Origin of the sequence: Leptolyngbya sp. FACHB-261, assembly GCF_014696065.1 — a bacterium.
Lineage (GTDB): Bacteria > Cyanobacteriota > Cyanobacteriia > FACHB-261 > FACHB-261 > FACHB-261.
This window is the reverse complement of sequence record NZ_JACJPL010000031.1, coordinates 343,595-365,334: the sequence shown is the minus strand read 5'-3', so window position 1 is coordinate 365,334 and position 21,740 is coordinate 343,595. Positions and strand designations below refer to the sequence as shown.

General features: G+C 54.8%; 18 protein-coding genes. 4 read left to right on the top strand and 14 right to left on the bottom strand.

From position 1 onward, the window contains the following. Positions 1-11: 11 nt before the first annotated feature. The 6 genes from H6F94_RS26775 to tftA form a co-directional block, all read right to left on the bottom strand. Complete coding sequence (locus tag H6F94_RS26775; RefSeq protein WP_190805319.1) at positions 12-2,483, bottom strand: methyl-accepting chemotaxis protein; 2,472 nt, start codon at positions 2,481-2,483, stop codon at positions 12-14. Between the two features lie 80 nt (positions 2,484-2,563). Continuing rightward, a complete protein-coding gene (locus H6F94_RS26770) occupies positions 2,564-5,056 on the bottom strand; it encodes a methyl-accepting chemotaxis protein (RefSeq protein WP_190805318.1) in 2,493 nt (830 codons plus the stop codon). 78 nt (positions 5,057-5,134) lie between these two features. Beyond that, positions 5,135-5,620: a chemotaxis protein CheW gene (locus H6F94_RS26765; protein WP_190805317.1), complete on the bottom strand. Its 486-nt coding sequence runs from the start codon at positions 5,618-5,620 to the stop codon at positions 5,135-5,137. A 74-nt stretch (positions 5,621-5,694) separates the two neighbouring features. Beyond that, the gene (locus H6F94_RS26760) at positions 5,695-6,051 is read right to left on the bottom strand and encodes a response regulator (RefSeq protein ID WP_190805316.1); all 357 of its coding nucleotides are present in this window, start codon (positions 6,049-6,051) and stop codon (positions 5,695-5,697) included. Positions 6,052-6,157: 106 nt separating this feature from the next. After that, complete coding sequence (locus H6F94_RS33365) at positions 6,158-7,330, bottom strand: response regulator (RefSeq protein WP_190805315.1); 1,173 nt, start codon at positions 7,328-7,330, stop codon at positions 6,158-6,160. Between the two features lie 844 nt (positions 7,331-8,174). After that, a complete protein-coding gene (tftA, locus tag H6F94_RS26750; RefSeq protein WP_190805314.1) occupies positions 8,175-9,581 on the bottom strand; it encodes a hormogonium tapered terminus morphoprotein TftA in 1,407 nt (468 codons plus the stop codon). A gap of 260 nt (positions 9,582-9,841) precedes the next feature. On the opposite strand from tftA, the gene gnd reads away from it, so the two are divergent. Continuing rightward, complete coding sequence (gene gnd, locus H6F94_RS26745; RefSeq protein WP_190805313.1) at positions 9,842-11,290, top strand: decarboxylating NADP(+)-dependent phosphogluconate dehydrogenase; 1,449 nt, start codon at positions 9,842-9,844, stop codon at positions 11,288-11,290. A 139-nt stretch (positions 11,291-11,429) separates the two neighbouring features. On the opposite strand, the gene gvpJ is transcribed toward gnd, so the two are convergent. Together gvpJ and H6F94_RS26735 are read right to left on the bottom strand one after the other, a co-directional pair. After that, positions 11,430-11,897 carry a gas vesicle protein K gene (gene gvpJ / locus H6F94_RS26740; protein WP_313949385.1) on the bottom strand — a complete coding sequence of 156 codons (468 nt, stop codon included), beginning with the start codon at positions 11,895-11,897 and terminating at the stop codon, positions 11,430-11,432. Next, positions 11,894-12,586 carry a GvpL/GvpF family gas vesicle protein gene (locus H6F94_RS26735; protein WP_190805312.1) on the bottom strand — a complete coding sequence of 231 codons (693 nt, stop codon included), beginning with the start codon at positions 12,584-12,586 and terminating at the stop codon, positions 11,894-11,896. The genes gvpJ and H6F94_RS26735 overlap by 4 nt, the downstream gene beginning before the upstream one ends. Before the next feature lie 142 nt (positions 12,587-12,728). On the opposite strand from H6F94_RS26735, the gene H6F94_RS26730 reads away from it, so the two are divergent. After that, on the top strand, positions 12,729-13,580 hold the full coding sequence (locus H6F94_RS26730; protein WP_190805311.1) for an alpha/beta fold hydrolase: 852 nt from the start codon (positions 12,729-12,731) through the stop codon (positions 13,578-13,580). A 51-nt stretch (positions 13,581-13,631) separates the two neighbouring features. Here the strand turns inward: H6F94_RS26730 and H6F94_RS26725 are convergent, their stop codons facing one another. From H6F94_RS26725 to H6F94_RS26710, 4 genes are all read right to left on the bottom strand, one after another. Continuing rightward, positions 13,632-13,946 (bottom strand): DUF1816 domain-containing protein, encoded by a 315-nt coding sequence (locus tag H6F94_RS26725; protein WP_190805310.1) that lies wholly within the window; start codon positions 13,944-13,946, stop codon positions 13,632-13,634. A gap of 50 nt (positions 13,947-13,996) precedes the next feature. After that, a complete protein-coding gene (gene rlmB / locus H6F94_RS26720; RefSeq protein WP_190805309.1) occupies positions 13,997-15,373 on the bottom strand; it encodes a 23S rRNA (guanosine(2251)-2'-O)-methyltransferase RlmB in 1,377 nt (458 codons plus the stop codon). A gap of 21 nt (positions 15,374-15,394) precedes the next feature. Beyond that, positions 15,395-15,715, bottom strand: a complete 321-nt coding sequence (locus H6F94_RS26715; RefSeq protein ID WP_242041432.1) for a Mini-ribonuclease 3 — start codon at positions 15,713-15,715, stop codon at positions 15,395-15,397. Between the two features lie 71 nt (positions 15,716-15,786). After that, complete coding sequence (locus H6F94_RS26710; RefSeq protein WP_313949384.1) at positions 15,787-16,131, bottom strand: STAS domain-containing protein; 345 nt, start codon at positions 16,129-16,131, stop codon at positions 15,787-15,789. A 243-nt stretch (positions 16,132-16,374) separates the two neighbouring features. On the opposite strand from H6F94_RS26710, the gene H6F94_RS26705 reads away from it, so the two are divergent. Together H6F94_RS26705 and obgE are read left to right on the top strand one after the other, a co-directional pair. Then, positions 16,375-17,898 carry a Ycf46 family AAA ATPase gene (locus H6F94_RS26705; RefSeq protein WP_190805308.1) on the top strand — a complete coding sequence of 508 codons (1,524 nt, stop codon included), beginning with the start codon at positions 16,375-16,377 and terminating at the stop codon, positions 17,896-17,898. Positions 17,899-18,031: 133 nt separating this feature from the next. Continuing rightward, complete coding sequence (gene obgE / locus H6F94_RS26700) at positions 18,032-19,045, top strand: GTPase ObgE (RefSeq protein WP_190805307.1); 1,014 nt, start codon at positions 18,032-18,034, stop codon at positions 19,043-19,045. Here obgE and H6F94_RS26695 read toward each other — a convergent pair. Both H6F94_RS26695 and H6F94_RS26690 read right to left on the bottom strand, forming a co-directional pair. Further along, positions 19,042-19,521, bottom strand: coding sequence for a tetratricopeptide repeat protein (locus H6F94_RS26695; protein WP_313949383.1), 480 nt, complete (start codon positions 19,519-19,521; stop codon positions 19,042-19,044). The genes obgE and H6F94_RS26695 overlap by 4 nt on opposite strands. Positions 19,522-19,570: 49 nt before the next feature. Next, on the bottom strand, positions 19,571-21,712 hold the full coding sequence (locus tag H6F94_RS26690; protein ID WP_190805306.1) for a M48 family metalloprotease: 2,142 nt from the start codon (positions 21,710-21,712) through the stop codon (positions 19,571-19,573). Positions 21,713-21,740: the final 28 nt, after the last annotated feature.

The following is a 21,740-nucleotide window of genomic DNA, read 5'->3' as shown; positions in this document are numbered from 1 at the left end:
GCAGGTGGGACTTAACGGGAGTGGCGTAGGTTGAACGGTAGAGGCGGCAAGGGAGGCATTTCCTGGGTGGGTGGCTCGATAATCTCAGCTTGGCTCTGAGTGGGTTGGGGGCGAGGCATAAGATGGCCAATAACTTCTGGCCCTTGCAGTTTGCCAGCGGGGAGTCGGAAAAACTGCATTCTCTCCAGCAGCAGGTGAGCCAAGCTTCCCATCTGGCCTGACTGTTCGCGAGTAAAGCGGGCTTGAGTCACCGTGCGTTCAGTCACGCTGGCAATATCGCGAATTGATTGCAGCGTGGTTTCTGCTGCCTCGGCGATTGCCCGTCCCGACTGGTTGACTTCTTGCCCCACCCGTGCCACCTGCTCGGTCACTGCCTGGATGCGCTCAAATGCCTGGCTAGATTGCTCAACCCCTGTGGTGAAGCCGGACACCAGACTGCTCACGCTCTGCACGTCTTGATCGATTCCTGACACCACAGTTTGAATCTGGCCGGTCCGCTGTTGTAGAACCACCAAACCCTGATTGGTCTGCACTGCTAGATTATTCACCTGGTCAGCAATCGCTTCGAATTCCCGTGCGACGCTAATAAACTGCTCAGGATCCTGCTGCCCTGCCGCGCGCGCAGCAATCATGGAGGCATTCATCGCGAGCACCTGCGTGAGTGAGGCGACGCGCTTCTGGTCTTGCACAAACTGAGCTGCCAGTTGCACGAAGTCCCCGAGCGTTTTAACCCGACGCACCATCTGTTCTGTCCCCTGTTCCAGAACGTCAATGCGGCTGTTCAGGTTGAGCATTTCCTGCTGGCCTTGGCCGACGGCGACTTGGGCTAACTGCATGGACTCATAGGCTGCGCCTGCCTGTTGCGCCGTTCCCTGAGCTAGGTCGCTGACGTTTTCCACCAGAGCTTGCACGTGGGTCACCGATTGTGCCTGCTGTTGAGAATTTCGGGACACGGAAACGGCCAGTTGTTCCAGACCTTCAGCCCCCCGGGTTACCTGTTGCGCTGTGCTCAGTACGTTCGCCATCACCTCAGACAACTGCTCGATCAAGCGATTGAGCGTGTCAGCGACCAAGCCGGTAGCGCGGGGGCTGACCTCAGCCTGCACGGTCAGGTCGCCGTCCTCTACAGCTGACACAATGTCCAGAATGTGACTCACTTCCGCCTGAAGCGCTTCACTTTCTTGTTCAGAGGCACTCGCTTGTTTTAATCGCTCCTGAGCCTGCACCGCCCTTGCTACTTCCTGACGAATTTGGGCCTCGTTAGCTGCTACCTGGGCCAGCAAGTTGTAAAACGAGGTGGAAAGGCGTCCGATCTCATCCTGCTGAGCTTGCCCTTCGCCATCTTCAGTCTCAGCCAATTTGTTGCACTCATCCAAGATCGGTTGCAGGCGACGGTTAAGCCCACGCACAAACAACCACACCATCAGCGCCAGAATTACAGCAGCACCCAGGGTGCCGCCCAGGGTGATCCCTAATACTGGACCCACCACCACTGATTGCGGCACCGCAGCAATCATCAGCCAGTTGGTGTTGTCGATGCGCTGGTAAGCCCAGAACTTGCCCTCCGCTGATACCAGCCCGGAACGGCCCTTCTGCAACAGCGGCCACACCGTCTTCAGTTCCGGGATCCTCTGGTAGTTCTCGCGGGTTTTCGCTTTCTCAGGGTCAGCCGGGTAAGCCGCAAGGTTGCCCTGACTGCTGAGAATGGCGAAGTAGCCAGCGCCTCTGAACACTGGGCCTTCGACCTGCTCCCCTAGCGCAGTGACGTTGACATCGTTGCCCGTGATGCCCAAGAGCTTGCCCTGGTCATCGAAGAAAGGCTGCATGAAGCTGGTCATGGAAATGCCATGCCAGTCGAACGGCTCCAGCCACACTTTCTGGCGAGCTGTAGTCGGTTTGGTGAAGTATTCCTTGGTCTGATAACTGTCGTCTTGGAACAGCTCTGAGTAGCGAACGTTGTTGTAGGGAGCAGGCAAGGCTTGTCCTGTTCCGGCGGCATCAGGGAAGCCTTTGACCGTGTAGAAATAGGGGTAATACCACTGGCGGCTGCGGGTGACTTGGTAGGGCATCTGCCCGAAGCCAACCCCCATCGTCAGGCCCACCCGCTTTTGGAAATACTCAAAGGCCAGCTTCTTATAGGTTTCTGGGTCGCTGATGCCGGCTTGTCGCAGAACGCGGACGGAGGAGGCCAAGTCCAGCACCGACTGCTCGACTTGGGTGAGCTGCCCTTCTACGGCACCAACCCGATTGCTTAAGACGCTCTGCACTTCATCTTTGGCCTGCCGCTCGAGCACTTGATAAAACAGCAGGGACATACTGCCCAACCCCACCAGGGCTCCACCCAGCACGTACAGGAAGAGCTGAAAGCCTACAGATTTGGGAGCCCAAAGCCTATTCAAGCTGAAGCCTGAAGGGGTGATCAACTTCTGCATTGAGGCAACTGGAGGTGTTGCCAGTGAAGACCTGGGGCGAATGGAGGTCATAGGGTCAGGGGGGGACAGTGATCGCTGAAGGTTGAAGTGTTTGAGCCGAAGTTTGAATTTGGGCTCTGTCGAGTGCTTAGTTAGGGACGCTGGGAAGCCGACGCAGAACTCAGCAAGTTGTGGGGGGGATGGTTGTGATCACTGGGCTCGGCTTTGACATTGAGCGTGTTCAAACTGGCATTGGCCAGATTTACGCGCATTTCCAGCTCATCACTTTGCAGATCAGGCGGCATCATGTCAGGTAGACGGAAGAATTGAATGCTGGTGAGCAGACGACGAGCCAGATCTTCCATGCGCTCCGATTGCAATCGGGTTCGGCGGGTCAGCTCAGCGGTGCGCTCAGCAAGACCGGCAATTTCGCGCATTGCCTGAGCACTACCCAAAGAAGCATTCACAATGCCTTCACTGGAGCGGGCTACGTCCTGACCCACCTGCACCACTTGCTCCGTGACCGTCTGCACGTTGCTGAATACTTGGCTGGACTGCTCAACGCCAGCATTAAAGCCTGCCACCAAACCACCCAGGCTCTGCACATCAGCATCAATGGCGGAGACCACCGAGTGAATTTGAGCGGTTCTCTGTTGCAGGGCCCCAAGGCCGTCGTTGGTTTGGGTTGCTAAGGTGCTGACCTGAGCCGCGATCGTCTCGAATTCCCGCGCCACCACAATGAACTGCTTGGGATCTCGCTGCTCGGCGGCTCGGGCAGCAACCAGCGTGGCGTTGATCGCTAGTACTTGAGTGAGTGAGGCGATCTGCCCCTGGTCCTGCACGAACTGGTCGGCCAAGCCAACGAATTCTCCCAGGGTTTTCATCCGTTGCACGATCTGAGCGGTGCCAGTTTGCAATACATCGATACCCTGGGTCAGGTTATCAATTGCGGTTTGGCCCTGTTCGACAGCTTCTCGTACTGAGAGTAGGGCTTGGTTGGCGAGCCCTACCTGCTGCGCTGAGTTGCGGGCTGAGTATTCCACCTGCTCGGTCAAGGCTTGCACCTCACTCACCGCCACCGCCTGCTGTTCGGCGTTGATGGCCACGGTCTTAGATAGCTCTTCTAGTCCTTCCGCACCTCGCAACACCTGCTCAGCAGTACCCAGCACGCGCCCGAGCACCTGAGCAAGCTGCTCGATCAGTCGGTTGAGCGTGTCAGCGACCAAGCCGGTGGTGCGGGGGCTGACCTCAGCCTGCACGGTCAAATCGCCGTCCTCTACAGCCGATACCACATCTAGCAGATGTCCCACCTCAGCTTGCAGCGCCTCGCTCTCCTGCTCTGCTGCACTGACCTGATTAAGCCGCTCCTGTGCCTGCACTGAGCGGGCAACTTCCTCCCGAATGCGCTCTTCGTTGGCTGCTACCTGGGCCAGCAGGTTATAGAACGAGGTCGAGAGCCGTCCGATTTCGTCTTGAGAACCAACGACCTCCGTTTCGGTTGCGGCGAGCTTGTTACATTCATCCAAAATTGGCTGCAAGCGACGGTTGAGCCAGTTCACAAACAACCACACCATCACCGCTAAAATCCCGGCAGCAAACAGGGTGCCGCCCAGAGTGATCCCTAATACTGGACCGACCACTACTGATTGCGGCACCGCAGCAATCATCAGCCAGTTGGTGTTGTCGATGCGCTGGTAAGCCCAGAACTTGCCCTCCGCTGATACCAGCCCGGAACGGCCCTTCTGCAACAGCGGCCACACCGTCTTCAGTTCCGGGATCCTCTGGTAGTTCTCGCGGGTTTTCGCTTTCTCAGGGTCAGCCGGGTAAGCCGCAAGGTTGCCCTGACTGCTGAGAATGGCGAAGTAGCCAGCGCCTCTGAACACTGGGCCTTCGACCTGCTCCCCTAGCGCAGTGACGTTGACATCGTTGCCCGTGATGCCCAAGAGCTTGCCCTGGTCATCGAAGAAAGGCTGCATGAAGCTGGTCATGGAAATGCCATGCCAGTCGAACGGCTCCAGCCACACTTTCTGGCGAGCCGTAGTCGGTTTGGTGAAGTATTCCTTGGTCTGATAACTGTCGTCTTGGAACAGCTCTGAGTAGCGAACGTTGTTGTAGGGAGCAGGCAAGGCTTGTCCTGTTCCGGCGGCATCAGGGAAGCCTTTGACCGTGTAGAAATAGGGGTAATACCACTGGCGGCTGCGGGTGACTTGGTAGGGCATCTGCCCGAAGCCAACCCCCATCGTCAGGCCCACCCGCTTTTGGAAATACTCAAAGGCCAGCTTCTTATAGGTTTCTGGGTCGCTGATGCCGGCTTGTCGCAGAACGCGGACGGAGGAGGCCATGTCCAGCACCGACTGCTCGACTTGGGTGAGCTGCCCTTCTACGGTGCCAACCCGGTTGCTTAAGACGCTCTGCACTTCATCTTTGGCCTGCCGCTCCAGCTCTTGATAAAACAGCAGGGACATACCGCCCAACCCCACCAGTGCTCCACCCAGCACGTACAGGAAGAGGCGAGAGCCAACTGAGTTGCTAGGAGACAGGCTAAAGCGGCGCTGCCAGCGGGCGGCAGAGGCTGCGGTTGGAGCAGGTACCGTGGCTTGGGCAGTCTCAGTCGCCTGAGGGGTGCGTGGTTGAGTAGAGGTCATAGAGAGTCCTTTAGAAAACGAATGCTAAGCCTTGGCGAGTTTGAACCGGCAAATTTGAGTTGGCAAATTTGAACTCGGTTAGCTTGCACGCACCCCTACCTGCCATCGTTGAGGCTGCCAAACGGTAGATGGAATATCTTCGGGTTGAAAAATGCGAATGGGGCCTGCTTCCCCCAATGGCTCAGCTGTGAGCTGTTGTGAGGAAACGGCTCCTAAAACTTGGTCTATGACTAACCCTGCCCCTGCCAAAGCCCCAGCTAATGTGGTTAGCCGGACAGCAGTCAAACTTTCCGCAAGCAAAATACCTTGGCTTTCCTGAATCTGCAAAGAGATCAGGGGCACAATGCTGCCCTGATGATGAACCACCCCTAGAACGCCGGCAGCATAAAACGGTAGAGGTAATAAATGGGAACGCTCTACCACCATAATTTCCAGCACCAAAGCCGCTGAAAATGCCAGCGTTTGTTCTCCCCAGCGTGCCAGAATAAAGCGTTCAGCAATGGATACTTCCTGATTGGAGTTATCCGCAGCAAGAGCCAAAGGGACGAGGGCAGGTTCAGTCATTAGCTTGCTGCATTGATTTAATGCATTAATTTAGGGCATTAACAGGCTGATCCAATGTGAGCCAATGGGTTCCGTCAAACTCGCTGCAAGGCTTGAGACAAGTTTTCACGGGTTACGGGTTTAGTTAAGTAGTTATCGGCTCCAGCCCGCTTCAAACCGTAGGAGATTTCCAGGGGCGTTTTTTTACTGGAGTAGAGAATTACGTACTGCTGGGCCGTCAGCTGATTAGAACGCACCGTTCTCAAAAATTTGTAGCCGTCCTGGTCGGGCAAGACAATATCGAGAAACACTGCCGCATAGCCCCCACGCTCAATTTTGTCTAGGGCTCCCTCCGTTGAGGTGCAGGTGTCTACTTGATGACCTAACTCCTCCAGCAAAGAGGTTATTAAGTGCCGATCAGGAGCACTGTCATCAACGACCAAAAAACGCATCTGCAACTCCTCTTAAACACACGAACTTCAAACGGACTTCACACGAGAAAGGTAACAGAATCTCAGGTAGAGAATGGGTTCAGTTCATTCAAACCACCAAGCTTGATCAAAGCAGAACATCGGTAGATAGGGGAGCAAGATTGCGCAAGATTATACGAAGTTCAGCTCGAAAAGTACTAGTTTCTGCTAGTGTTCTTGGCTTGGCAATAAACCGGCAATTTGCCCACTGGGCTCGCCATTGGTTGGCCTTATTCCTCTCAGCAGTCATAAGTACTAATGGCACAGATGAAAATTTAGGCTGGCGGCGGATCTGCTTTAGTAAGTCAAAGCCTGATGCTCCTGGCATATTAATGTCTAAGAAAACAACTGATGGATTTCGGGCCATCATCAACGAAACAGCCTGCTGTGCCTGTTCGGTACAACTCACCCGATAGCCCCAACTCAGCAGTAAATCGCGGAACTGGCTCAGCAACACAGGTGAATCATCCACCACAAAAACCTCAGGTTCTAGCTTGGCGGCTGGCTTAGCTTTGGCTTGGCCTGTGTATAAACTATCCTGTGACTGATGGGCGGATAGCGGCAACACATGCACAATATCCTTCTGCGCTAGTTGATCAAAGAAAAAGGCAGTTCGAAACAAAGACTGTCCTAATTCAGTGGCAATTTCGCTCAGTCGTTGCTGCCCAGTAGTGAGCCGGGCAAACAAGGGAAAGTGTCGATTGCCAACCCGTTCTAATAAGCCCTCGGCATCGGCTAGCTGAACCTGCTGATAGGGATGCTCTACCCGTTGCAACCGTTGCCATTGCTTGGCTTCTTGATTAGAGGCTTGCTCTAGAGCCGCTAGTGGCCAGGTCGGTAAGGGGAGCTGAACTTCTGGGCTGGGTTCCCAGACAAAGGAAAAATGTTCTCCTAGATGTAGCGCCAAAAACGTTTCCAGCAAAATGCTTTTAAGAACCTGAGCCACAATCTCAGGATTCTGGCGGTAGGCTTGCTCAATGACTGGATAGCAATCAAGCCCAACCGGATTGGTTTGGTGAGCGGGTGGTGCAGGCGGCAGCGGAATTTTTTGTGACTTCAGCTTGCCAGCAAAGGTCTCCAGAATGCGGCCCTCTTCAACCAAGACCACCCCATTTTGCAATAGGAGTTTCCAACAGTGGTGCTCGGTTTCAATGCGCAGGATCCCGCAAGAGCGTGCTAACACTCGCACAGATGCTAACAGCACATGCAGAGGTACCGCTTGAATAACTGCTCCAGTTCGGATCTTGCTCGTGATGCTCACGTCAACCTCTGAGAACAACCTTGCTTGTCAAAGCGATCTGTGCTTTCTAAAAGGGCAGTTTTGGATGCTCCGAAGTGATAGACTTCTGGAACTCTTTTGCCGGCTGGGGAGCAACGAGTTTATGGCGATTTACGATTCTAATTCTCTAGGTTCAAGCCAAATCCGGATTCGCACTGAGTTTGTCACTCAAGCTTTAAAGTAAAGGAATTTTAAGCTGCGTTCAAAGTTGCTGGCGCGCTGGCCAATTGCCGCTACTGATGGCCATAGCAGCTAGCCGGCTCAACTGTTTGGCAGTGAAGAACTTTTGAGTCGCTGGTTCGTTTTTCCTACTGTAAGACTGTTGAAAGTTGAATTAGACCAAGCGAGACTAACCTAAGTAATGTAGGCAGCAAATTCCATCATTCAAAGATTCCATAGGGAACAGTCAAATTTCCCTTACCAGGTTAGGGTAGCAATTGTCAGGCTTTAGTATCATTAGCAACAATGAGCTGCGCTACTGGCTCAATTCGTGGCACCTCCAAAATTTCAACTGACAACCACTCGAAAGCTTCGAGTCAGCTGCAACTGAGGCATCAGAACTCAGCAATAAAACTGCCAATTGCTCACAGCTTGCTCAACAGCAACCTAGCCGAGATAACCAGAGCCAACTCTGGTCACCCAACACCATTTGTCTCTCAAAAACTTGCAAGCCACCCCTGGAAGATGCTCAGTTGGCGGTTTGGCGCCAAAAGTCAGGTATGAGGAGCGCAACCCTGAACCGTACGAATCCTAATATAGTGACAGAAATTACACAAGGCAAGCCTCACCCCCAGTTTCTACGCAACTGAGGGCATGTGGTTTGGGGCTAGAGGATGCCTGCTGACTCATAAAGTTGCCGCAGGACGGCTTTGATCCTGGTGCCGTAGTTGGGGTCGGCCGCCCAGCGACCACTGAGCTGATCCACAAGTGGTGCAATGCCGCGGGTGACAAATCCGAAGCGAGGATCCACCAACTCCTGCACTAGAGGGGCGGTGTTGGCATAAGCTTTGAGATGTTGAATGTGGGCCCGTACGCCGAGGGTCTGCGTCTCGAAAGAAGCGGTTTGCGCGCCACTGCCCACCCCTCCCAGTCCAGCAAAGTTATTTTGTTCTGGCTTCACATCGCCTTCAAACTTGAGAAAGCCGGTTTCAACGCACATTTGAGCAAAAGCAATATCGTAATTAATGCCTTCAATTGAGGCTTCCTGGCGATAAAGCTTGGGCAGCTCATCGTAGCGTCCCAGCGCTTTGTCATTGCTATTTTTTAGAAATAGCTTGAGTTGAACCTCAGTGGTCACGCCACTGCTATTGATCTGATCAAATTGTCCGGGGCAGAGGCCAGTGAGTGAACGCAAAGATAGGGTTCTCGTTGTTGCATCCCAACTCACTGCAATATTAAATTCCCGCAAATCTACCGCCCGCATATAAGTAATGCCCCGATAGGTAATGCGGCGGATATTGCTAGATTGCGAGAGACCCAACTTGAGCTGATCAACTAGGTCAACTGGAAGGTAAGCATTGCCCGAAGCAATTACCCCTCTCTCACCGTAGATTCGTCCGTTAAGACTGATTGTGATCTCGGGGTAAGGCTGCGTCGCTCCAGGCGTAGAGGTTGGGGCTTGGGGAGTAGTCGGGGTTTGAGGGGTTGGATTTTGAGGGGCTGGACTGGGACTGGTCCCCACCAGCAGGGTTTGTAAGCCGTCGGCTAAGCCTAGGGCGTAGTCTCGCCTGCGGTTTTGAATCAGCGTTCGGTCTTCAGCATTAGTGAGAAATCCCAGTTCCACCAATACGGCACCAGGCACCGTTTGGCGGCAAAAATCTAGCTGCCCCAACGCTGTATTGGTATCAGGCTGGGCACCTCGATCAGGCAGAGTGGGTATGCGTTGGAGCACCTTAGTCACTAAGGTTTCTGCCTGACGTCGCCGCTCAGCATTATTGACGATGTAGTAGGCTGTGATGCCTCGGGCCATGGTATTTGCAAATGAATCCAAATGAATTTCCAGGGCAATATCTTCGCGATTGCCCCGAGCATTAATCCAGGCAATCGATTGCGCCTGACTTAGGTTGTCGGGTACTGATTGAAACGGCAGCTTGCGCTCTCTGAGTTGCTCTGCTAGCAAATCGCGAATCTGGATCAGAATATCGGCCTCGACGAGACCTGCCACAATGAAGCCTGGATCGCGGCGGCCGTTCTCTAGACCCCCATGCCCCGCCGAAATAAAAATCTGTGCCATACTATCGCTCCTCGCCCACGCAAACCTAGTCCAGCTCTAACACCAGCGCTTACTCTTAACCACTTCTGCTTCTGGCGGCAATTTTCCCGATAATGCCTCTGATAATGCCTTAATCTGCGGCATTTGCCCGATAAGAGCCACAGTTTTACAGAGACTTAAGCTCTGCTTCCAGAGCGCTCAGATGAGATCGGGCTACCCTTGGGAGAGGCCAGCCCTTGCCCCAGGGGGTTTGTGCCTTGGCACATTGAAAGAGTGACACCATGACAAAGCAAAGCTTTGGTCTAATCGGTCTAGCTGTAATGGGTGAAAACCTAGCGCTCAACATCGAGCGCAACGGCTTCCCTATCGCGGTCTATAACCGGACCTCCGAAAAAACCGATGAGTTCATGAAGAAGCGGGCGGGTGGCAAGCAAGTTAAGCCTACCTATTCCCTCGAAGAACTGGTCGACTCCTTGGAGCGCCCACGCAAAGTGATGATCATGGTGAAAGCCGGCGGACCGGTGGACGCGGTGATCAACCAGCTCAAGCCTCTGCTAGAGCCAGGAGACATTATTATTGACGGCGGCAACTCGCTGTTTAACGACACTGACCGGCGCACGGTAGAACTTGAAGCGGCGGGCTTGCAGTTCATCGGTATGGGTGTGAGCGGCGGCGAAGAAGGCGCCCTACATGGTCCCAGTCTGATGCCGGGTGGACAAAAGTCTGCCTATCAATCCATCGAGCCGATCGTGAATAAGATTGCGGCTCAGGTGTCTGACGGCCCTTGTGTGACCTACATCGGTCCTAAGAGCGCCGGTCACTACGTCAAGATGGTGCACAACGGCATTGAGTATGGCGACATGCAGCTCATTGCTGAGGCTTATGACCTGCTCAAAAACGTCGCTGGGCTGGATCGCAAAGACCTGCACGAGACTTTTAAGGAGTGGAACACGACAGAAGAACTGGAGTCGTTCCTAATTGAGATCACGGCAGATATTTTCACCAAGCTGGATGACACAACAGGGCAACCCCTGGTGGAAGTGATCCTCGATGCGGCTGGTCAAAAGGGCACCGGACGCTGGACGGTGATGACTTCGCTAGAAATGGGCGTACCGATCCCCACGATTGTCGCGGCGGTGAATGCGCGGGTGATGTCGTCGCTCAAGAATGAGCGCGTCGCTGCCTCCAAGAGTCTGCCGGGTCCGGAAGGTAAGTACAGTGGGGACATCAAATCCTTTGTCAACGATGTCCGTGATGCGCTGTACTGCTCCAAAATCTGCTCCTACGCTCAGGGCATGGCACTGTTGCAGAAAGCCTCGAAGGAGTTTGGTTACGAACTCCACCTCGGTGAGATCGCCCGTATCTGGAAGGGTGGCTGCATTATCCGAGCGGGCTTCTTGAACAAAATTCAGACGGCGTTTGGTCAAAACCCCGAACTGCCCAATCTGCTGCTCAGCGACTACTTCCGTGAGACGATCCTAGCGAAGCAGGCTGCTTGGCGGAACGTCATTGCAACAGCGGCCAAACTCGGCGTTGCCTGTCCTGCTTTCAGCGCCTCGCTAGATTATTTTGACAGCTACCGCAGCGCCCGTCTGCCGCAGAACCTCACCCAGGCCCAACGCGACTACTTCGGGGCTCACACCTACGAGCGTGTTGATCAACCTGGCAGCTTCCACACCGAATGGACCCCTGTCGATCAGGCTTCGCTCTCACTCGGAACCACAGACTAAAGTTCTGCCAAGCTTCTGCGCCTAGCCCTTCCCATTTTGGGGAGGGCAACTCTGTTTTAAGGCTGTGTTTTTTTAGCAGCCTGTGCAGGATTTGTGCTGCACACTCGTTGTCTCAGTAAGAGAAAAATATCCTCTTCGCTTACTGAAGTTTTGAACTAGAAGTGAGTAGCAGGCGCAGCTTCAAGTGGATAAGGTCAAGTTGAGCGACGCCGAGATCAATGTCACCTTCAATGACAACACCAGTCGTAATCAGCCGGTCGAGCAGTTCCAAAATAGACGCCTTTTCAGAAGGCCGTCCTGGATAGTAACTACCCGGTTTAGGCAACAGCGAACCTGCATCGCCCAAATCAAGATTTAGCTTCTCGGGATCAATATCGAGCACCTCACAGACATTGAAAATTTGCTGCTCAATGGCTTGCAAACTATTGGCTGCTCGCTCGATCTCGGCGTCGCTGAGTTGTTCAGCTTCCATACGGCGGATGACCTGCGCTTCCATCAGCTGACGCAGCAATTCCACCACGGTCAGCACTAGGGGCGCTAGTCCTGACTCACTCTGCTTCAATTTCAGTGGACCCGCCTCAGGCTGAGATTCTAGGGGATCACTCACGCGTCCACACCTGCGCCGCTCAGATGGGTGAAGTGGTAAGGCGGTAAAGGCCCTCCCAATTCCAACCGCCAGTGTGGATAATCCCGCTGCCACTGTTCTAGGACTGTCTTCAGACTTTGCCGTTGCTCCTCCCGGAGCAGTACATGCAAGCGGAGCAGTTCCTCGGCCTGGACTCGGCCAAGCTCAAGCGAAAATTGCTGTGCTAGGGTCTGCACCAGAGTCTCACACTCCTGCTGTTGCTGCTGTGCGCGTTGCTGCTGGGTTTCATACTGTTGTTTCTTCGCTAGCAGATAGGCCCGTCCGGAGGCTGAGCCACGTTCTGGCTCTGGCCATTCGATTCGACCTTTCAGCAGATATTCCCCAGCGCCTTGAAGTTCTTGCAAGCGCAACTGATAGGCCTGTTGGTTCTGGCTCAGATGCTCACGTAGGCGGCTTTCGGAGATGAATACCGTGCCAAAGCGCAGGGGCAACACAGTCTGGTCCTGACACAGATGGCAAATTACCTGGTCGTGCCGAACCGCTGCCTCTAGCAGACGCTCGTCCGACTGTTGCAGCGCGTCCAACGAAATGCCTGATTCCACGGCTGCTGCTAAGTCACCGACAACGATGTACTCAATCGCAGTATCCTGAAGACCCCGAGGCTTCTGGCGCGGGGGTGGCGCACTCAGGAAGGCAAAGGTGTAGACCATCTGTATACAGTGCCAGGATGGGGAGAAAGCTTGGGCTCCTGCTTCTAAGGTAGCCCGTTCCTGACTGGCTCCGTTGCCCCGCTTTGCCTTTAAAAGCGCAAATTTTTGTTGATTATAGCTTCCTGGTACTGTCGCTTAACCCATGACTTCAGTTCCCCTCCCACTGCACGCTCACACCGCTGGTCAGGGCTTTCCTATCCTTTGCTTGCACGGTCACCCTGGTAATGGACGCAGCATGAGTGTCTTCACCGAACACCTGTCTCGCCGCTTCTGGACTCTAGCGCCCGACCTCCGCGGCTATGGCCGTTCACGTACGGAGGATGCGTTCAGCATGACCGATCACCTTCCGGACCTAGAGCACCTGCTAGATCGCCATCAGATTCAGCGTTGTTTAGTGCTGGGCTGGTCTCTGGGCGGCATCTTGGCTATGGAGCTAGCGCTGCGACTCGGCGACCGGGTGAGTGGCCTAATTCTGGTAGCGACTGCTGCGCGACCTCGCGGGAACCACCCGCCGGTCAGCTGGCAGGATGAAGCTTTTACTGGCGTTGCTTCGATTCTCAACCGGATCTATCCGGCTTGGGACTGGAACATTGAAACCTTCGGCAAGCGGTCGCTGTACCGCTATCTAATCCAGCAGCATAATGCTCACGCCTACCGGCGCTTGGCCTTTGAAGCGTTGGAAGCCTATCTGACCACTTCACGCCCCGCAATTGCAGCTCTGTCGCAGGCCCTGCAGCAAAGATACAGCCGCTTAGACGACCTGCCTTCTCTTCGGGTGCCAGCTCTGGTTCTCGCGGGTGCTGAAGACCGTCACATTACGGCTGCTTCCAGTGAGGAAACGGCACAAGCCCTACCCAATGCTGAATGGCACTGCTACCCAAACGTCGCTCACCTCTTTCCCTGGGAAATCCCAGAGCAGGTGCTTAGAGACATTGACGACTGGCTGGTCAGACACCCACAGGTCAGCCAGGCATCAATAATGGGGATGGAGTAAGGCAGCAGCCTCAGAGCTCAAAGGGTTAATTAGAGGGCTGGTTGGAGCTAGCTAGAACTGACTGCTGAAGCTCCGCTTGGATACGGAGCGCTCAGCTGGTTCTAGCTCTTCATCAAACACAGTCAGCACAGTTGGATCGCAGCGTTTGACGACTACCTTGATGCCCTGTGCCCCTTCACTTTCTAGATCTTCGATGTAACCAGGACGGGCTGACTCAGCCTCAGCCTCGTTCTGGAAGGGGCCAAAGTAGTAGGTGCAACGGGGCTCAGCTGTCGAAATCTCCGCCCACCAAGCGCTACCGCGACCACGTTTAAAACCAGTCACGAAGTTCGTGAACACACCCTTAACAACGTCGAGCATTGCCATGAGGAACCTGTGGGATGAGTAGACGTTAAGAATTCACACTTTTTTATACTTCAGGTTGCTGCCTTTTTCAAACTGCCTAGTGAAAGGGTTTGGGTCCACCTTTGGCGGTAAATTTCGTACAGTGCCATACCCGCAGCGACAGAGGCATTGAGGCTAGGGGTCTTGCCGTGTAAAGGAATCGACACTAACTCATCGCAGGAGCGCTGTGTCAATAAATTTAGCCCCTCGCCTTCTGCCCCAATCACGAGCACGGCAGCGGGAGCAAACTTCACCTGATGAATGGGTTGCCCCGACTCCGAGGCCGTACCGTAGATCCAGAAGCCAGCACTCTTCAGCTCTTCTAGAGCGCGATTCAGATTCACCACGCGTGCAACGCTCAAATGCTCCAGGGCGCCTGCTGCAACTTTGGCTACTGTGGCCGTGATCCCAGCAGCTCGACGTTGAGGGATCACCAATCCCTGAGCACCAATTGCCTCTGCCGTGCGTAGGATCGCTCCCAAGTTATGGGGATCAGTAATGCCATCTGCGGCAATGATCACCGGCGAGTTGGAGGCCGCTTTGGCTCTTTCAATCAAGTCGGCCAGTTCCAAATACTCATGTGCAGAGACTTGAGCGGCGATGCCCTGGTGCGTGGCATTGCTGGTGATTTGGTTGAGGCGACGCGGTTCTACTTCATCAATGACTGTGCCTGCTGCTTTAGCTTGATCTAGCAGACCGAGGAAGCGGTGGTCATAACGTAAGTGCGGCACAATCCAGAGCCGGTTCAAGGGCCGTTGCGCTTCTAACGCCGCTATCACTGAATGCCTGCCGTAGATCAGTTCTGCTTCTAGGTTGTCCCCAGCCGCTTCCTGTGGTTCCGCCGCTCTCTCGTCCTGATTGGGTCTAAAAGAGGCTTGGGGGCGGGGGGCACGGTTGAAGTCACGACGTTCCCGCGGCTCGCGCCGGTCTTGTGACTCACCTTGCCGCCGACCCTGAGTGCGTTCACGTTTGGGCTGCCCATCTTTGCGGATAGGTGAGCGCTTGGCGTAGCCGTTCTGCGACTGGCCCTGCGACTGGCCCTGTGATTGGCCCTGCGACTGGCTCCTCTCCCCTGCCGCATCAGCATTGTTCTTGCGAGGCGGTAGGGGCTTAGCTGGGTTGGGGAGACGCTTGCGCTCTCCGGATGCAGACGAACCTGATGAACCGCCAGCCTCACGACGAAAACTACGGTCTCCCGAGGAACCACTGGCCTCGCGGCGGAAACTACGGTCTCCTGAGGAACCGCTAGCCTCACGGCGAAAACGCCGGTCCTGACTAGCATTGGACCCAGCTTCAGAATTGCCATCCCGATCGCGGCGACGGGGTCTATCACTCTCAGCCGCTCTACGCAGTTGAGGCTTTTGAGGATGAGCTTTTTGAGGACGTTTTTGAGAATCGCGAGCAGGCATGACGGTCCACCAGAAAAGTAGTTATTCGGAACCCAGAACGGCCAGAAGCTGGCGTAGTCGTTCGGGGTCAGTGAGATAGAGATAGCCAATCAGGGTTTCTAAACCGCTCGCCTGTTGGTAAGTAGCAGGATCTAGCCTGCGAGGCGCATTGGTAGCGGCATTACGTCCCCGACGCACCCATTCCTGCTCGGTTTCTGTCAGGTGGGCCTCTAAACGTTTTAAGCTCAAAGCTTGACTCTCGGCTCGGACATGAGCCACCACCTGCCTATGGTAATCCTGAATTCGGCAGGGGGGAAAAATCAAGATCTGACGGGTGTAAAGCTCAAAAACAGCATCACCCAAATAAGCCAGAGCTGCGGGGGAAAGCTTAGCTACCTCCGCAGATGAGAGAGTGTTCAGGCCAAACAGGGGGCTCAGTCCTTTGGCACGTTCTTCAAGGCTTCCTCAACCGAGGGTTGAAGTGCCAAGAATTGTTCTAGGCGAACCAGCTTTACGGTTTGAGTAACACGTGGGTTACTAATAATTTGTAGCGATCCTTTTGCATTTTGGGCTTTCTTCGCCATTTGCACCAGGACGCCCAAACCAGAGCTATCTACGAAATCAATAGCTGAAAGGTCAAGGATGATGTGCTTAGGGCCATCATCCACATATTTGCCAATAGTCTTCCGAAAAACAGGCTCAGAGAACGCGTCTAGTAAGCCTGCGAGGCGAAAAATTTGGCAATTATCCCTAACGTCATGGGTGCCTCTCAAACTCACGGTCAGGGTCAGCGGCTCCGGAATAATGCCCTCCTGCGGGTCTCCTACCCCTCAAGTCGAGGTTACAGTATAGGGTCTTTGCCAGAACTTGTCTACCTGGCTGTCCGCCCCCTAACTGTACGGCTTCTCCCCGACATTTAGGGCACTGTCACCTAGCTAGAGAGAGTTGCACTACAGGTGCAACGTGGGACGATAACTATTGTTGCAGTCTGTTGCAGCTCAGCCCCGTTCTCTGCCCCAGCCATGAGCTTTCGCGAAGAATTTGCCCTACTGCTGCGTGCCCGCTATCCGGTTATCTACATTCCCTCGCGCGAAGAAGAGCGGGTAGAGGCAACTATCGCTGAAATTGCTCAGGAGAGCGGCAACCGGGCGGTCTACACCTGGGACTTTGTGGACGGTTACCAGGGCAACCCCACAGATGCTGGCTTTGGCCGACGCAATCCTTTGCAAGCCCTGGAACTCGTAGAAAAGTTACCGGCTACAGCACCGGGGATCTTTATCCTGCGAGATTTTCATCGCTTTTTAGAAGATGTCGCTGTGGGGCGTAAGCTGCGCAACTTGACCCGGTTACTTCAATCGCAGCCTAAGAATGTAGTAATCCTCTCACCTCAGCTCAACATTCCGGACGATCTCAGTGAGGTGCTGACTGTCCTGGAATTTCCTTTGCCCAATGGCGCTGAAATTCGAGCTGAGGTCGAGCGTTTGCTGGGCAGCATGGGCAGAACTTTGGAAGCCCGTGCTATGGACGACTTGGTGCGCTCTTGTCAGGGGCTTTCTCAGGGACGCGTCCGACGGGTATTAGGCCGAGCTATTGCCCTGCATGGCGAACTGCGGCCTGAAGACGTAGATCTGATTTTGGAGGAAAAGCGCCAGACCATTCGTCAAACGCAAATCCTCGACTTTTACCCTGCCACTGAAGAGATCTCAGACATTGGCGGGTTGGACAACCTCAAAGACTGGCTGTTGCGCCGAGGCAACGCCTTCTCTGACCGGGCACGCAGTTATGGTCTCCCTCATCCGCGAGGGCTGCTACTGGTTGGCATTCAAGGCACAGGTAAGTCCCTCACTGCCAAAGCCATTGCCCATCACTGGCATCTGCCCCTCCTACGCTTGGATGTAGGGCGCCTGTTTGCGGGGCTGGTAGGCGAATCTGAGTCTCGAACCCGTCAGATGATTCAGTTGTCTGAGGCGCTAGCTCCCTGTGTTCTCTGGATCGACGAAATTGATAAAGCCTTTGCTGGCAGCGATGGCCGTGGTGACTCCGGCACCACTTCTCGGGTCTTCGGTACGTTTATTACTTGGATGGCAGAGAAAAAGTCTCCTGTGTTTGTGGTTGCAACGGCCAACAACATTGGCGCCCTACCACCCGAAATGCTGCGCAAAGGCCGCTTTGACGAGATCTTTTTCGTCGGTTTGCCCAGCACTGAGGAACGACGAGAAATCTTCCGGGTGCACCTCAACCGCCTGCGGCCCCATAACGTTCGCGCTTATGATCTGGAGCGCCTAGCCTACGAAACGCCGGACTTTTCGGGAGCTGAGATCGAGCAGACAATCATCGAAGCCATGCACCTGGGCTTCAGCCAGAACCGCGACTTCACTACTGACGATGTTTTAGAGTCCGCCAGTCAAGTTGTACCTCTCGCTCGTACCGCCCAAGAACAGATTCAACTGCTTCAAGATTGGGCCGCTGCAGGCAAAGCTCGACTTGCCTCTCGCTACAATGCCCTTTCCGACCGACTCCAGCGTCGCTTTACTGGGCCAGACTAAGCGCTTCTAGTAACGCTAAATCCACTCTCCTTTTGGAGTAGTTTCAGCGTAAAGGCGATCAGCGTGACTACCCTCACTACCATAAAGATAATGAGGTGGGCTAGAGGCTTGTGCCTTTAGCCAATTGGAACGCATGCAATTTATTGACCAGGCAGAAATTCAAATCAAGGCGGGCGATGGTGGCGATGGCATCGTTGCCTTCCGGCGGGAGAAGTATGTACCGGCGGGTGGTCCGGCGGGCGGCAACGGTGGCAGGGGTGGAAATGTGATTCTGCGGACAACCCAGAACCTGCAAACTCTGCTGGATTTTCGCTATGCTCACCGCTTTCAAGCCGAGAACGGGGAGCGCGGCGGTGCCAAGAACATGACCGGGGCTAGCGGTGAGGACCGCATTATCGAAGTCCCCTGCGGCACCGTAATCTACGATGCTGAGACTGGTGAGTTTCTGGGTGACTTGACCGATGTTGGCCAGGAGCTGCGGGTCGCGAAAGGTGGCAAAGGCGGACTCGGTAACCGGTGTTTTCTGAGCAATCAGAATCGAGCTCCCGAACAAGCTCTGCCTGGTTTACCGGGCGAGAGTCGCTTGCTACGTCTAGAGCTGAAACTCCTGGCAGAAGTCGGTCTGATCGGCTTACCCAATGCTGGTAAATCGACCCTGATCTCTGTGCTGTCGGCAGCTCGGCCCAAAATTGCTGATTATCCCTTCACCACGTTGGTGCCTAACCTGGGTGTAGTGCGCCGGCCCACAGGCGACGGCGTTGTCTTTGCTGACATCCCCGGCTTGATCGAAGGCGCTCATACAGGTGCTGGTCTGGGCCACGATTTCTTACGCCACATTGAGCGCACCCGAGTGCTCGTGCATCTCGTTGATGGTACTGCCCCTGATCCCCTACATGACTATCAGACCATCGAGGCTGAGCTTGAAGCCTATGGCCATGGCCTTAGCACTAAGCCACAGTTGGTCGTTGTATCCAAATTAGATGCCGTTGAGGAATCTGTTGCTGCTGAGATCAAAGCTGACTTGAGTGCCCACCTGAAGCAGCCAGTCCTGGGCATTTCGGCAGTGAGCCGTCAGGGCCTCGGCGAACTTCTCCAAGCCATTTGGCCTTTGCTCGAAGCTGGCGTTCCAGAGCCCAGCCTGCCCTAGCTCATCCGCACCAGACACTCTAGGCTCATGGCCTGATTGATTTGGGCAAAGGGTTGAATCTCCAAGGCCCGGCGAAAAGCGGGTAGCGCTTCTGGATAGCGATCCAAGGCAAAGTAGCAGAGGCCCATGCCATGCCAGGCCCCAAAGTGATGTGGGTTGAGTTCCACAACGCGGTGGCAGTCACGGAGGGAACGGTCATAACGGTGGCATATGTAATGCAGGGTTGCTCGTTTGTTATAGGCCTCTGCAAAATCTGGATGCTGCTGAATGAGTTGGCTGAACTCCTGTTCCGCCTCAGCAAAGCGTTGCTGTTCCATCGAGGCTGTACCCGCTAGCAGTTGTCGTTCAGCCTCTGGTCCTGCTTCTGCATACCACCTCTGCCACAGAGCACGGGTAGCGTGCAGACGCACTCGTTCATTGTCCTGACGTAAAGCCTTTAAAAGCCCCATCAGATCATCAGGTAAATCAAAACTCACCGCAGTTCTTCCGTTGCTCACTCAAGTCTAGGGCAGGCACACCCGAAACTCAGACCTGGCCGAAAAACCACAGTGTGGTTAGCCCTGCCAGTATTAGACTGCTCCCCAAACCGTAAGTCCAAAGTTGAAAGTTACTCTTGAGTTGCTCCCCAGAGGCTGCCTCTAGAGTTAGCGCATCGACCCAGGGCAAAGGCCCTCGTCGGAACCAGCCTTGAACCGTGACTGGTTTTGCCGTCCACTGTCGCATTAGCGGATAGCCGACTAGCAAGCTGCCAGCTGGTCCTGCGGCTGCTTGATAGCGCAAAGCAACCCGTCTGCCTGCCTCATCCTCAAATGTGACTGCTCCATCCGGATCGCTACCAAAATCTAAGGGCAGTATGACTTTCCCCTGAAGACGCACGGGCAGACCACGCAGGGGTTCGGCAGATGCATTCAGTAGTAGTTGGCTCAGGCTGGCATCCTGGAAACGCTCCGCCAGCACGTCCGGATAAAGCGTGTTGACTCTCAGCAAAACCCCAGTGCCTGTACCAATCAAGACCAGTGACAGGATCAGCCAGCTGTCTTGGAATAGCAAACTGAGTACCCAGCCTAGAACTAACCCCAGTCCTAACCCCAACCAAGGTGCCGCTAAAAGAGCGCGCCTGAGTTGAAACTGCTCGTAGACGGGCTTCTCCAAGCGTCTACTCAAGGCAACTACTGCATCCAAGTCGATTTGGGTGGGGAGAGCGAGCTGCTGAGCATAGCCGCTGAGCGCTCCCAATCGCTTGCCGAGAAGGGGATGAGTGGTGCTCAGTTCACTCCAGTTCACCCAGGGATTGTAGAGCTCCCAAAGTAGCCAGCGCTCCAAAACCAAGGGCTCTGTGGGCTGAGCTAAGAGCAAGCGTCCGAGGGGCAAAGCGGCTTGGTCATCGCACAGACTTAAAGGCCGGATCGCTTCTAACAACCTTGCCATGGGGTCAGCCTGACCTATGGCGGGATCAGCAGTTTGATCTGCTTGCCCCAACGCAACTTTCACCAAGGCCCGCGCCAGAGCATTGGGGTTGCCGGTGTTGGCCGCTGCGAAGTGGTCTGCGAAATGAGTCCGGCGACGGGACAGCCAGAGCAAGGGCCACAGACTCAAGCGGTATAGCTGGTGAAAACCTGCCGCCAGCAGTAGAATCCCCCATTTGGTCCAACTCTGTTGCAAGTAGCGGTTGTTGAGAGCGACCAGGCCAATGTAAGGCAGATAAAACAGTTGCCCTAACAGCAGTCCCAGGGTCATGACTGTTGCGTCCCAATAGGCGATTTGCCCTACTTCGTAGGCGACGACAGCAGCTAGCTCGTCTGGTTCCAAAACCGAGAACAGCCCACTACTCACCACCAGCCGTCCTGTTCCTAGCAAGCCTGCATAACTGAAGACGAGGGGCATGTCTGTTTCAACCAAGGCCAACTTCACCCGCTTCAGCCCTAGACCGCGACGCTCACTCGACCGCTGTACCAGCCGATAGGCTTCTGAGCTTCTACGGCTCAGCTCGGTTAAGGGTAATGGGCGCAATCCTCCCCAAGCTTGGGTCCAATACCCCAATAGCCAATCCATCAGCCACGGTGAGAGAGCTGCAACACCGCCCAGGAACAGCAGAATCGGAACTCTCCCCACCAGTGGGTTGGACTGCTGAAAAATTGGCATCCACCCCAGGAGGAGCAGCGTGAGCCAGACTTCCCAAAGTAAGGTCAGGCCGATAACAGGCCAGAGTACACCCACCCGAACGATGCGCAGCGGTGCCCCTTGCCGGTGGTAACGGTCTTTGACTGGCAACTCAAATCCCAAATAATGAGTTTGAGTGGGGGCAACAGGTGGAGCCTCAGGGGGTGAGGCTTCAGGTTCCGAGGGGTACTGGCTGACAGTTGGCTCTAACTCTCGTGCCTTAGTGGGCTCGGACTGCACATCAGTCGGAGACAGCGTAGCCAACATTTTTTGAGCCCAAGCTTGTAGCTTGGGCTCTGGGTAACTGAGCAAACTCTGGCAGAGACGCACGGCCTCACTGCGCCGTCCACAGCCTTCATAAGCTTGGATTAGATAGATTTGCGCTTGAATTTGAGTGCGATGGTCGCCTTGAGCCGTCGCTTGTTGCGCTAGGTCACGCAGCAGTTCGACTGCCCTGGCATAGTGCTGCTGTTTGAGTGCATCAACGGCAGCTTGCAGCAATTGCATGTTCCCCCTCCGGGCTGGAAGCATTCAA